At 74.4% G+C, this 12,304-nt stretch carries 8 protein-coding genes and 1 riboswitch; of the genes, 4 read left to right on the top strand and 4 right to left on the bottom strand.

The window, feature by feature from the left end; translation table 11 throughout:
- Positions 1 to 126: 126 nt before the first annotated feature.
- Together AS857_RS09675 and cobN are read right to left on the bottom strand one after the other, a co-directional pair.
- On the bottom strand, positions 127 to 720 hold the full coding sequence (locus tag AS857_RS09675; RefSeq protein ID WP_160330204.1) for a Crp/Fnr family transcriptional regulator: 594 nt from the start codon (positions 718 to 720) through the stop codon (positions 127 to 129).
- Positions 721 to 888: 168 nt separating this feature from the next.
- Positions 889 to 4,566, bottom strand: coding sequence for a cobaltochelatase subunit CobN (gene cobN / locus AS857_RS09670; protein ID WP_058042712.1), 3,678 nt, complete (start codon positions 4,564 to 4,566; stop codon positions 889 to 891).
- Between the two features lie 112 nt (positions 4,567 to 4,678).
- Positions 4,679 to 4,752, bottom strand: a riboswitch (cobalamin riboswitch).
- Between the two features lie 185 nt (positions 4,753 to 4,937).
- On the opposite strand from cobN, the gene AS857_RS09665 reads away from it, so the two are divergent.
- The 3 genes from AS857_RS09665 to AS857_RS09655 all read left to right on the top strand — a co-directional run bounded on the left by AS857_RS09665 (position 4,938) and on the right by AS857_RS09655 (position 8,712).
- Positions 4,938 to 6,497: a cobalamin biosynthesis protein CobG gene (locus tag AS857_RS09665; protein ID WP_245699720.1), complete on the top strand. Its 1,560-nt coding sequence runs from the start codon at positions 4,938 to 4,940 to the stop codon at positions 6,495 to 6,497.
- 77 nt (positions 6,498 to 6,574) lie between these two features.
- Positions 6,575 to 7,201, top strand: a complete 627-nt coding sequence (locus tag AS857_RS09660; RefSeq protein WP_058042711.1) for a precorrin-8X methylmutase — start codon at positions 6,575 to 6,577, stop codon at positions 7,199 to 7,201.
- The gene (locus AS857_RS09655) at positions 7,198 to 8,712 is read left to right on the top strand and encodes a precorrin-2 C(20)-methyltransferase (RefSeq protein WP_058042710.1); all 1,515 of its coding nucleotides are present in this window, start codon (positions 7,198 to 7,200) and stop codon (positions 8,710 to 8,712) included. The genes AS857_RS09660 and AS857_RS09655 overlap by 4 nt, the downstream gene beginning before the upstream one ends.
- 277 nt (positions 8,713 to 8,989) lie before the next feature.
- On the opposite strand, the gene AS857_RS09650 is transcribed toward AS857_RS09655, so the two are convergent.
- Complete coding sequence (locus AS857_RS09650; RefSeq protein ID WP_058042709.1) at positions 8,990 to 9,751, bottom strand: cobalt-precorrin-6A reductase; 762 nt, start codon at positions 9,749 to 9,751, stop codon at positions 8,990 to 8,992.
- 108 nt (positions 9,752 to 9,859) lie between these two features.
- On the opposite strand from AS857_RS09650, the gene AS857_RS09645 reads away from it, so the two are divergent.
- Positions 9,860 to 11,044, top strand: coding sequence for a cobalt-precorrin-5B (C(1))-methyltransferase (locus tag AS857_RS09645; RefSeq protein ID WP_058042708.1), 1,185 nt, complete (start codon positions 9,860 to 9,862; stop codon positions 11,042 to 11,044).
- Here AS857_RS09645 and AS857_RS09640 read toward each other — a convergent pair.
- The gene (locus AS857_RS09640) at positions 11,041 to 12,267 is read right to left on the bottom strand and encodes a serine hydrolase domain-containing protein (RefSeq protein WP_058042707.1); all 1,227 of its coding nucleotides are present in this window, start codon (positions 12,265 to 12,267) and stop codon (positions 11,041 to 11,043) included. The genes AS857_RS09645 and AS857_RS09640 overlap by 4 nt on opposite strands.
- Positions 12,268 to 12,304: the final 37 nt, after the last annotated feature.

Genomic DNA, 12,304 nt, shown 5'->3' with positions numbered 1-12,304 from the left:
CTCCTCTGTCCGAGGGCTTGCCCGGCGAGCGGAATGCGCCGGGCGGGTGCCTCAGATGCTCGTGGAGCCGCCGGCGGCGTTGTGCACCGCGAGTGCACAACGCTTGTGGCCTGCGTCACCCGGCCGTCAGTCGTCCGTATCGGCGGCGACCGCCCGCAGGCCGTCGATGTCGTGGATGACGATGCTCTTGCGCTGTCCGGCGACGATGCTCGCGCCGATCTCGCCCAGCCTGCTGCTGACGGTGTTGCGTGAGACGCCGAGGTACTGGGCGAGTTCGGCCCGGGTGACGGCCAGTTCCAGGCCGCCGGGGGACACCGTCTCGCCGACGGCCGCGACGAGCGCCAGCAGCGCCCCGGCCAGTCGCCGGCAGGACCCGCCGTAGCCGGACCGGGCGCTGTCGGACTCCGCCAGCCGGATCTGGGCGTGCTCGTGCAGGGCGGGCCACAGGCCGTTCCCGTCGACGAACTTCGTGAACCTGTCCTTCTCCACGACGGCGACCGTGCACGCGGAGACCGACTCGACCGTGGCCAGCCGGGCCACCCCGCTGTGCGCGGCCGCCGCCTCGCCCACCACGTCACCCGTGCCGCGGAAGGCCAGCACGCGCACCCGGCCGTCCCGCTCCACGCGGGTCACCTTGACGGCCCCGCGGATCAGCGCGAGCGCATGCGTGCCGGGGTCGCCCTGCCGTAGCAGCACTTCGCCGGCGCGGTGCGATCGCACGTGTCCTTCTTCGAGCAGCCCGGCCCAGGGTGACGGCCCGATCAGCTCGGCGAAGGTCACTCCCAAGGCACGTGCCGGCCGCTTCCGTCCCTCGTGCGCCTGCCCACCCATGGGGCAGCACAGTAGGTGAAGTGGCCGACACGCGCCGTGTGATTGTCGGACTACTCGCTACTCGTCGTCCGTGCCGCCCTCCAGGCTGCCCTCCGTCTCCAGGAAGGCTTCGCGGAGGGCCGCCAGGGTGTCGGCGTCCGGCTTGGCCCACATGCCGCGGCTCTCCGCCTCCAGGAGGCGCTCGGAGATGCCGTGCAGGGCCCAGGGGTTGGCCTCCTGGAGGAAGGCGCGGTTCTCCGGGTCCAGGACGTAGGTCTGGGCGAGCTTGTCGTACATCCAGTCGGGGACGACGCCGGTGGTGGCGTCGTAGCCGAACAGGTAGTCCACGGTCGCCGCGAGCTCGAAGGCGCCCTTGTAGCCGTGGCGGCGCATGGCCTCGATCCAGCGGGGGTTGACCACGCGGGCGCGGAAGACGCGGGAGGTCTCCTCGACCAGGGTGCGGGTGCGGATCGTCTCGGGGCGGGTGGAGTCGCCGATGTACGCCTCGGGGGCCTTGCCGCGCAGGGCCTTGACCGTGGCGACCATGCCGCCGTGGTACTGGAAGTAGTCGTCGGAGTCGGCGATGTCGTGCTCGCGGGTGTCGGTGTTCTTGGCCGCGACCGCGATGCGCTTGTACGCCGTCTCCATCTCCTCGCGGGCCGGGCGGCCTTCGAGGCCGCGGCCGTAGGCGTAGCCGCCCCAGACGGTGTAGACCTCGGCGAGGTCGGCGTCGGTGCGCCAGTCGCGGCTGTCGATGAGCTGGAGCAGGCCCGCGCCGTAGGTGCCCGGGCGGGAGCCGAAGATGCGGGTGGTGGCGCGGCGCTCGTCGCCGTGGGCCGCGAGGTCTGCCTGGGCGTGGGCGCGGACGTAGTTCTGCTCGTCCGGCTCCTCCAGGGACGCCGCCAGCCGCACCGCGTCGTCCAGGAGGCCGATGACGTGCGGGAACGCGTCGCGGAAGAAGCCGCTGATGCGGAGCGTGACGTCGATGCGCGGGCGGCCGAGCTCTTCGAGGGCGACGGGCTCGAGGCCCGTCACGCGCCGCGACGCCTCGTCCCACACCGGGCGGACGCCCAGCAGGGCCAGCGCCTCCGCGACGTCGTCGCCCGCCGTGCGCATCGCGCTCGTGCCCCACAGGGACAGGCCCACCGACTGCGGCCAGTCGCCGTTGTCGGTGCGGTAGCGCTCCAGGAGCGAGTCCGCGAGCGCCTGGCCGGTCTCCCACGCGAGGCGGCTGGGGACGGCCTTGGGGTCGACGGAGTAGAAGTTGCGGCCGGTCGGCAGGACGTTGACCAGGCCGCGGAGGGGGGAGCCGGAGGGGCCGGCCGGGACGAAGCCGCCTGCCAGTGCCTTGACGGCGTGGTCGAGTTCGTCGGTGGTGCGCCCGAGGCGCGGGACCACCTCCGTGGCGGCGAAGGTCAGGATCGCGGCGATGAGGTCGGGGTCCGCCCCATCCGTGCCCGGCGCCGGGGGTTGTGCCCACCCGTCCCGCCCTGCGGGACGATTGCCCACAACGGTGGGTACGGCTGCCGGATCCCAGTTCGCTGCCTCCATCGCCTCCACCAAGGCCCTCGCCTCGGCCTCCGCCTCGTCCGCCGTCGTGCGCGTCGCCGCCGACTCGTCCAGGCCCAGCGCCTCGCGCAGGCCCGGCAGGGCCGCCGTGCCGCCCCAGATCTGGCGGGCGCGGAGGATGGACAGGACGAGGTTCACGCGCGCCTCGCCGGTGGGCGCGCCGCCCAGGACGTGCAGGCCGTCGCGGATCTGGGCGTCCTTGACCTCGCACAGCCAGCCGTCGACGTGCAGCAGGAAGTCGTCGAAGCCGTCGTCGTCGGGGCGCTCCTCCAGGCCCAGGTCGTGGTCGAGCTTCGCGGCCTGGATGAGGGTCCAGATCTGGGCGCGGATCGCGGGGAGCTTGGAGGGGTCCATCGCGGAGATCTGGGCGTACTCGTCGAGGTGCTGCTCCAGGCGCGTGATGTCGCCGTAGGACTCGGCGCGGGCCATGGGCGGCACGAGGTGGTCGACGAGCGTGGCGTGGGCGCGGCGCTTGGCCTGGGTGCCCTCGCCGGGGTCGTTGACGAGGAAGGGGTAGACGAGGGGGAGGTCGCCGAGGGCGGCGTCGGGGCCGCAGGCGGCGGACAGACCGGCGTTCTTGCCGGGCAGCCACTCCAGGTTGCCGTGCTTGCCGAGGTGGACCATCGCGTCGGCGCCGAAGCCGCCGTCCTCGTGGGAGGCCGCGATCCAGCGGTAGGCGGCGAGGTAGTGGTGCGAGGGCGGCAGGTCGGGGTCGTGGTAGATGGCGATGGGGTTCTCGCCGAAGCCGCGCGGCGGCTGGATGAGGATCAGCAGGTTGCCGCGGCGCAGGGCGGCCAGGACGATGTCGCCCTCGGGGTTGCGGCTGCGGTCGAGGAACATCTCGCCCGGCGGCGGGCCCCAGTGCTGCTCGACGGACTCGCGCAGCTCCTGCGGCAGCTTCCCGTACCAGCGCTTGTAGTCGGCGGCGGGGATGCGGACGGGGTTGCGGGCGAGCTGCTCCTCGGTGAGCCAGTCCTGGTCGTGGCCGCCGGCCTCGATGAGGGCGTAGATGAGCTCGTCGCCGTCGCCGGACTCGAGGCCGGGCACGGCCTCGTCGCCGAAGTCGTAGCCCTCCTCGCGCAGGCGGCGCAGCAGGGCGACGGCGCTGGCGGGGGTGTCGAGGCCGACGGCGTTGCCGATGCGGGAGTGCTTGGTGGGGTACGCGGAGAGGACGAGCGCGATCCGCTTCTCGGCGGCGGGGATGTGGCGCAGCCGGGCGTGGCGCACGGCGATGCCGGCGACGCGGGCGGCGCGCTCGGGGTCGGCGACGTACGCCGGGAGGCCGTCCTCGTCGACCTCCTTGAAGGAGAACGGGACGGTGATGATGCGGCCGTCGAACTCGGGCACGGCGACCTGGGTCGCGGCGTCGAGCGGCGAGAGGCCCTCGTCGTTCTCCTCCCACGCGCTGCGCGGGCCGGTCAGGCACAGGGCCTGCAGGATCGGCACGTCGAGCCCGGCGAGGGCGCCGGCGTCCCACGACTCGTCGTCGCCGCCGGCCGAGGCCTCGGCCGGCTTGGTGCCGCCGGCGGCGAGGACGGTGGTGACGACGGCGTCGGCACCGCTCAGGGCCTCGATCAGCTCGGGCTCGGGGGCGCGCAGCGAGGCGACGTACAGCGGCAGCGCGCGGCCGCCCGCGTCCTCGACGGCGCCGCAGAGGGCGTCGACGAAGGCGGTGTTGCCGCTCATGTGGTGGGCGCGGTAGTAGAGCACGGCGATGAGCGGGCCGCCGGCGTCGTCCGCCCGCGGGGTGCGCTCCAGCTCGCCCCAGGTGGGGGCGGCGGCCGGAGGCTCGAAGCCGTGACCCGTGAGGAGGACGGTGTCGGAGAGGAAGCGGGCGAGCTGTTCGAGGTTGGCCGGCCCGCCGTGCGCGAGGTAGGCGTGGGCCTCCGCGGCGATGCCGATGGGGACGGTGGAGGCCTCCATCAGCTGGGCGTCGGGGGCCTGTTCGCCGGTGAGGACGACGACGGGGCGGTCCTGGGCGAGCAGCAGGTCCAGGCCCTCCTGCCAGGCGCGGACGCCGCCCAGGAGGCGGACGACGACGAGGTCGGTGCCCTCCAGGAGGGCCGGGAGGTCGTCGAGGGCGAGCCGGGCGGGGTTGGCGAGCCGGTACGGGACCGGGCCGCCGTGAACAGCAGCCGCGCGGGCGCTGAGCAGGTCGGTGTCGGACGTCGACAGGAGAAGGATCACGCGGCGCTCCCCAGGGCTTCGAGGGTCGCCCGGGGTGCCCGGCACCGGAATGTGCGCATGCGGCGGCAAGCCTTCCTCGGGGTCCGCGCCCCGGGCGGTTGGAGGACGGCGGGAGTTCCTGACTCGCCCGGCGGGAGTGCCGGGCTCACAGTGGCGGGACCGTGCCGGAGTCTCACCGGCTTCCTCCCCTGTCGCCGTCGCTGGCGTTTGGCGGAGCGGCGCCCGCGCAAGCGGGCACTGTTCCACCGCTGAGCATAGTAAAGCCCTGGCAGGAGGCGGTACGGGAGAGTGGCGGGCGTGCGGTACGGAAGAGCGCGGGGCGTGCGGTACGGGGCCGTGCGCCGGAAAAGGGCGTCGGTATGCTCGCCGCCATGTCCACCACCCCCGCACCTCCCCCGGGCCGGGACGGCTCCGGTGCCGGAACACCCGCCGCGGGGCCCGTCCGCGAGCGCGGCGACGCCTGCCCCGGCGCGCTGCGCCTGCACGCCGCGGACGACGGTGCGCTCGCCCGAGTCCGGCTGCCCGGCGGATTGTTGACGGTCCGTCAGGCCGAGGCGCTGGCCGGAGTGGCGGACGAGCTGGGCGACGGGCACCTCGACCTCACCTCGCGCGGCAACGTCCAGCTGCGCGGCCTCGCCGCCGACTGCGGCGGCGCCGTCGCCGGGCGGCTGCGGCTGCACGGCCTGCTGCCGTCGGACCGGCACGACCGGATCCGCAACGTGGCGGCCTCGCCGCTGTGCGGGCTGGACGACCGGCGTCCGTACGGACCGGACGGCCGGCATCAGGATTCCGGTTCCGGCCCGGGGACGACCCCGCCGGAGACCGGTCCGGCCCCGGCCGACGTCCAGTCGTGGGCCCGTGAGCTGGACGGACTGCTCTGCTCTGGCGACGTCCCCGGAGTCTCCGCCGATCTGACCGGCCTCTCCGGAAGATTCCTCTTCGGACTGGACGACGGGCGGGGCGACATCGTGGCGCTCCGGCCCGATGTGACATTGATCGCAAGCGGCGCCGGGCGGGCCGGCCTGTACTTCGGCACGGCCGGTCCCGGCCTGCGGATCTCCGCCGCGGACGCCCCGCGCGCGGCCGTCCTGGCGGCGGCCGAGTTCCTGGCGGCGCTGGAGGCGTACGGGAGTGCGGCCTGGCGCGTACGGGAGCTCCCGCCGGAACAGCGGCCGACCGCCGCCGGGCTGGCGGAGCGGCTCACCGCGGCGGGCATCGCCTGCACCCCGCTCCCCCTCCCCCGGCTCCCCCTCGGCGAGCCGCCCGCGCCGGGCCTGGTGACGGGCCCCGGCGGCCGCTGCGCGCTGTCGGTGACGGCACCGCTGGGGCGGCTGACCAGCGCTCAGTGGCGGCTCGCCGCCCGCGTGGCCGCCGAGGAGGGGAACCAGGAGCTCCGGGTGACCCCTTGGCGCGGCCTGGTCGTCCCCGGGCTCCCCGCGCACAGGGCCCCGCAGCTGCTGGCGGCCCTCGCCGACGCCGGGTTCGTCACCTCCGCGGAGTCCGCCTGGCACCGCGCGGGCGCGTGCGCCGGGCGCCCCGGATGCGCCAAGTCCCTCGCGGACGTGCGGGCGGATGCGGCGGAGTGCCTCGCCGGCGGGCAGCCTGCCGGTGCGGCGGCGGCGCTGCCGGTGTACTGGTCCGGCTGCGAGCGGCGCTGCGGCCGGCCGGGCGGCGGCCGCTGGGTCGACGTCCTCGCGACGGGCGACGGCTACGAGGTCTCCCTGCGGGGAGGCGGCGAGCCGGACGGTCCGGTGCGGAGGGTGGCGCCCGGCGGGCTGAGGGGAGCGGTGGCGGCGGCACGGGCGACCACGACGGCGCCAGGGGCGGCGACACGGGCGGTGACAGAGCCGGCCACGACGGTGGCACAGGTGGCCACGACGGCGACAGCTGCGACAGCTGCGACAGCTGCGACAGCTGCGACAACGGCATAGCGGTGCACAGCAGTACACAGCGGTACGAACAAACGAAGCATCAACGAAGCACCATCAGCATCAGCGAGCGAGGCAGAGTGTTCGAGTACGACAAGGACGGCGCGTCCATCTACCGCCAGTCCTTCGCCACCATCCGCGCCGAGGCGGACCTCGGCGGGCTGCCGCCGGACGTCAGCCGGGTCGCGGTGCGCATGATCCACGCCTGTGGGATGACCGACCTCGTACGGGACCTCGCGTACTCCCCGCAGGTCGTGGCCCGGGCCCGCGAGGCCCTGCTCGCCGGGGCGCCGATCCTGTGCGACGCGAACATGGTCGCCAGCGGCGTCACCCGCAAGCGCCTGCCCGCGGACAACGAGGTGCTGTGCACCCTCACCGACCCGTCCGTGCCCGACCTGGCCCGGCGCATGGGCACCACGCGCAGCGCCGCCGCGCTGGAACTGTGGCGCGAGAAGCTGGACGGCGCGGTGGTGGCCGTCGGCAACGCGCCCACCGCCCTGTTCCGGCTCCTGGAGATGGTGGCCGAGGGCGCGCCGCGCCCGGCCGCCGTCCTCGGCATACCGGTCGGCTTCATCGGCGCCGCCGAATCCAAGGACGCCCTGGCCGGCAGCCCGCTGGGCCTGGAATACCTGGTGGTGCGGGGGCGGCGCGGCGGCAGCGCCATGGCCGCGGCCGCCATCAACGCGATAGCGAGCGAGGAAGAGTGAGCGAGCAGCATCCGCAGACGACGGGCCGGCTGTACGGGGTGGGGCTCGGCCCCGGCGACCCGTCGCTGATGACCGTACGGGCCGTCGAGGTCATCGCGGCGGCCGACGTCGTCGCGTACCACAGCGCCCGGCACGGCCGCTCCATCGCGCGTTCCATCGCCGAACGCCACCTGCGCCCCGACCACATCGAGGAGCGCCTGGTCTACCCCGTCACGACGGAGACCACGGACCACCCCGGCGGCTACCGGGGCGCCATGGAGGAGTTCTACGAGGAGGCCGCGGCGCGGCTGGCCGCGCACCTCGACGCCGGGCGCACGGTGGCCGTGCTCGCGGAGGGCGACCCGCTCTTCTACAGCTCCTACATGCACATGCACAAGCGCCTCGCGGACCGCTACCCCACCGAGGTGATCCCCGGGGTCACCTCGGTGAGCGCCGCGGCCGCACGGCTCGGCGAGCCGCTCGTCGAGGGCGAGGAGGTGCTCACGATCCTGCCCGGCACCCTGCCCGAGGAGGAGCTCGCGGCGCGGCTCGCGTCCACCGACTCGGCCGTCGTCATGAAGCTCGGCCGCACCTTCCCCGCCGTCCGCGGTGCGCTGGAGCGGGCGGGGCGGCTCGACGAGGCGCGCTACGTCGAGCGCGCCACGATGAGCGGCGAGCGCACGGGGCGGCTCGCCGACGTGGACCCGGAGTCGGTCCCGTACTTCTCGGTGGCCGTGCTGCCGAGCCGCGTGGACGCCGAGCCCGGTGCGGAACGGGGCGAGGTCGTGGTCGTCGGGCTCGGCCCGGCCGGCCCGCTGTGGCTCACGCCCGAGGCGCGCGGCGAGCTGGCGGCCGCGCAGGACGTCGTCGGCTACAGCACGTACGTGGACCGGGTGCCCGTGCGGCCGGGCCAGCGGCGGCACGCGTCCGACAACAAGGTGGAGTCCGAGCGCGCCGAGTTCGCGCTGGACCTGGCGCGGCAGGGGCGGCGCGTCGCCGTGGTCTCCTCCGGCGACCCCGGCGTCTTCGCGATGGCCACGGCCGTCCTGGAGGTGGCCTCCGAGGGCCCGTACCGCGACATCCCGGTACGGGTCGTGCCGGGCATGACCGCCGCCCACGCGGCGGCCGCGCGGGCCGGTGCGCCGCTCGGCCACGACTACGCGGTGATCTCGCTCTCCGACCGGCTCAAGCCGTGGGAGGTCATCGCGGAGCGGCTGCGGTCCGCGGCCTCCGCGGACCTGGTCCTCGCCCTGTACAACCCCGGCTCCCGCAGCCGCGTCTGGCAGGTCGGCAAGGCCCGCGAACTGCTCCTGGAATTCCGCTCCCCGGACACCCCGGTCGTCCTGGGCCGCGACGTGGGCGGCCCCGAGGAGAGCGTACGCATCGTCCGCCTCGGCGAACTCGACCCGGCCGAGGTCGACATGCGCACGATCCTGCTCGTGGGCTCGACCCAGACCCGCGCGGTCCGCCGCACGGCGGAAGGCTCCCCGGAGGAAATCGTCTGGACGCCGCGGCGGTATCCGGAGGGATGACGCACGGGTAACGGCGGGGCCCGGCCCCGCCGGGCCCCGCCGTGGTGGTTACGCGCCGCGGCCGCGGATCCAAGGGGCCGGGCCGCCCCTTGACCCGGCCCTCCCTTCCGCCGCAACGGCGATCGGCCACGACGTACGTACCCGGCGGTGCCGGGCTCACACGAGGGTTGTACGGCACCGCCGGACTCCACCATCGTGGTCACTCGCCGCGGCGGCGGACTCAAGGGACCGCCCCGGCCCCTTCCACCCGGCTGGTGAGACGAAGTCCGGGTAGTCGTCAGGCGCCCGGCAGGGGGAGGTGGCGGAGCCACTGGATCGCGTCCGCCGGGCAGGAGGCCGTCGTCACACCCGGCGGCGTCGGGGGGCGCCGGACCACCACGACCGGAATGCCCGCTTCGCGGGCCGCCGTGAGTTTGCCCGACGTTGCCGCCGCGCCGCTGTCCTTCGTCACGAGGACGTCGATGCGGTGCCGCCGGATCAGTTCGCGTTCGCCCTCGACCGTGAAGGGGCCTCGGTCCAGGAGGACCTCCATGCGGGCCGGTGCCGGGGGCTCGGGGGCGTCCACGGAGCGGACGAGGAACCACAGCCGGTCGAGGTGGGCGAAGGCGGCGAGGCCCATGCGGCCGGTGGTGAGGAAGATCCGTTCGCCCAGCGCGGGCAGCGCCGCCGCGGCCTCCTCCAGCGAGCCCGTGTCGTGCCAGTCGTCGCCCGGACCTGCGACCCAGCCGGGGCGCCGGACGGCGAGCAGGGGAACATGGACCTCTGCGGCGGCCCGCGCCGCGTTGAAACTGATCGTGCCGGCGAAAGGATGGGTGGCGTCGATGAGCGCGTCCACCTGCTGCTCGCGCAGCCACCGGGCGAGGCCGCTAGGGCCTCCGAACCCCCCGATACGGACCTGCCCCGCCGGCAGCCGCGGCTGCGCCACGCGCCCGGCCAGGGACGTGGTGACCCGGAGCCCGGGGTCCGCGGCGAGCTCGCCGGCCAGCCTGCGCGCCTCGGTCGTGCCGCCCAGGATCAGGATGTGGCGTTCGGCCCCCACGTCGTGCCCTTCTGTTCGCCTTCGGGTCGCGGCCGGTCGTTCCACCCCGCCGGTCCCCCACATTGTGGTCGTTCGCCGTCGCGGCGGGAAATTCTTCCGGAGTACTCCATGACCGACGCCACCACCGATGCACCGGGCAAGGTCACCGGCGGGCGCACCGCGCAACTGCAGCACACCGGCCTGCGCCACGGCTGGACCACGGGCGCCTGCGCGACGGCCGCGACCACCGCCGCGTACACCGCTCTCCTCACGGGCGAGTTCCCCGACCCCGTGACGATCACCCTGCCCAAGGGGCAGACGCCCGCGTTCGCGCTGGCCGCGGAGGAGCTCCGCGACGGCGACGGCGACGCCGGCCGTTCCGCCATGGCCGGCATCGTCAAGGACGCCGGTGACGATCCGGACGTCACGCACGGCGCGCTGGTCCGTTCGACGGTGCGGATCCTCCCGCCGGGTTCCGGCGTCGTGTTCCGGGCCGGGCCGGGCGTCGGCACCGTGACCCGCCCCGGGCTGCCCCTGGACGTGGGCGAGCCCGCGATCAATCCCGTGCCGCGGCAGATGATCCGCGACCACGTCGCCGGGGTCGCGGCCCGGTACGGCGGCACGGGGGACGTCGAGGTCGAGGTGTCGGTCGATCACGGCGCGGAGATCGCCCGCTCCACCTGGAACCCGCGCCTGGGCATCCTGGGCGGCATCTCGATCCTGGGCACGACGGGCATCGTCGTGCCGTACTCGTGCTCGGCGTGGATCGACAGCATCCGGCGGGGCGTGGACGTGGCCCGGGCGGCGGGCCGCCGCCACGTGGCGGGCTGTACGGGGTCGACGTCGGAGAAGGTCGCCGTGGCCGTGCACGGCCTGCCGGAGGACGCCCTGCTGGACATGGGCGACTTCGCGGGGGCGGTGCTCAAGTACATCCGCCGGCACCCGGTGGACCGGCTCACCGTCGCGGGCGGCTTCGCCAAGCTGTCGAAGCTGGCGGCGGGCCACCTCGACCTGCACTCGGGCCGCTCGCAGGTGGACAAGGGGTTCCTCGCGGAGCTGGCCCGGCACGGCGGCGCCGGCGAGGAGCTGGCGGCCGCGGTCACTTCCGCCAACACGGGCCTGGAGGCCCTGCGGCTGTGCGAGGCCGCGGGCGTCCCGCTCGGCGACCTGGTCGCGGCCACGGCCCGCGAGGAGGCCCTCGCGGTGCTGCGCGGGGCGCCCGTCGCGGTCGACGTGATCTGCATCGACCGCGCGGGCACGATCGTGGGCCGCGCGGAGCCCGCAGGCCCGCGCGGCGCTCACGGCCAGGGTTAGCGCAGCGTGTTGAGCGCCGTGGCGGCGGCCGCGGGCTTGTCCTTCACCGGCTTCGGGAGCGCACCGCAGAACTCACCCTCGAACATGTTCTCGAAGGGCGGGCTCTCGTTGAGCCAGTCACCGTTGATGTTGAAGGTGAGCATGTGCTTGCCGTCACGGGTGCCCGCGGACCCGCTGAGGGAGCCCCAGACGACGCCGTCGTGCCCGTAGACCTGCACGCCGCAGGACAGCTTGCGGGAGATGATGCCGAGCCCGTAGGTGTAGTGCTCGCCGGTCTCGACGGTCGTGAGCATCGCGTCGAGCTGCTTCTTGGGCAGCAGCTTGCCCTGCAGCAGTGCGCTGTAGAAGCGGTTGAGGTCGCCGCTGGTGCTCACGACCTCGCCCGTGGCGCCGGACCAGGACGGCCGGTACTCGGTGGCGTCGTGGATCTCCGGGCCCGGGTTGGGCACGTAGAGCTTGGAGTAGCCGACGGGGTGCGGCGCGGGCAGCTTCGGGTCGGTGCCCGGGAAGGTGGTCTCCTTCAGGCCCAGCGGCTTGACGATGCGCCGCTCGACCTCGCGGGCGTAGGGCTTCCCCGTCACCTTCTCGATGATCATGCCGCCGAGCACGAAGTTGGTGTTGGAGTACCGCCAGCCCTTGCCGGGCTCGAAGTCCGGGCCGTACTTGATGCCCATGGCGACGATCTGCTCGGGCGTCTTGATGTCGTAGCGGTGCTCGAAGAAGCCGGGGCCGTTCATCTCCTTGTCCCACTCCGGGGTGTACACCATGTCGTGCACGCCGCTGGTGTGGTTGAGGAGCTGACGGATCGTGATCTTGTTGGCGTCGTAGCCGTTGCCCTTGACGACGCCGGGCAGGCGGCTCTCCAGGGAGTCGTCGAGGCTGAGCTTGCCCTCGGCCTCCAGCTGCAGCAGGACCGTGGCGACGAAGGACTTGGTGATGCTGCCCGCGCGGAAGTGGTCGGCCGCGGTGCGCTTGCGCTTCGTCGCGGTGTCCGCGTAGCCCGCGGAGCCGGACCAGGTGCCCTTGGGCGTACGGGCCTCGGCGGCCACGCCCGGCATGTCGGCGGCGACCAGGCCGTTCAGGGCCTCCTGCGTGGCGGCGTGCGCCTTGTCCGCGCCCGGCGCCGTCGCGGCGGCGGCCGGGACGACCGCCGTGCCGACGACCGCGGTCGCCGTGAGGGCGACGAGCGTGGCCCTCAGGACCTTGGATACGTGCTGCGACATGCGCTTCCCCCCTGGGAAATGGCGTGGCCGGACGAGC

It is taken from the genome of Streptomyces roseifaciens (assembly GCF_001445655.1).
GTDB classification, from domain to species: Bacteria; Actinomycetota; Actinomycetes; order Streptomycetales; family Streptomycetaceae; genus Streptomyces; species Streptomyces aureoversilis.
The sequence above is the reverse complement of the archived record's forward strand: the minus strand, read 5'-3'. Positions and strand labels throughout refer to the sequence as shown.